The sequence below is a fragment of the Pseudoruegeria sp. SK021 genome, from assembly GCF_002119405.1.
Taxonomy (GTDB): Bacteria; Pseudomonadota; Alphaproteobacteria; order Rhodobacterales; family Rhodobacteraceae; genus Meridianimarinicoccus.
In genome coordinates this window covers 1-251 of the sequence record NZ_MTBG01000177.1, presented here as the reverse complement: position 1 = coordinate 251, position 251 = coordinate 1, and the positions used below count along the sequence as shown (strand labels likewise).

Sequence of the window (251 nt, the reverse complement as noted above, 5' to 3'; positions counted from 1 at the left end):
TTTGTCGATGAGGTCGAGCGCACCGGCTCTCCCATTGCCCAGCAGGCGATTAAACAGATTGCGCAGCTTTACGCTGTCGAGAAGGAGGCGCGAGGGAAATCCCCAGAGGAGCGTGCGGCCCTGCGGCGAGATATGGGCAAAAGTTGGTGACGCTTGATCAGGCGGCGGTTTGAAGTTGGCGGATCCCATCCCGGAACTCAACCCCTTGGATGATCTCGGGGAGGCGGTTTTGACCGTCGAGTTTGCGCCAT

General features: G+C 59.4%; 1 protein-coding gene. It reads left to right on the top strand.

Going from position 1 to position 251, the window contains the following annotated elements:
• Positions 1 to 150, top strand: a 150-nt coding sequence (locus tag BV911_RS20290; protein WP_256388282.1) for a transposase, incomplete at its 5' end; no start/stop codon positions are given.
• Between the last annotated feature and the right edge of the window lie 101 nt (positions 151 to 251).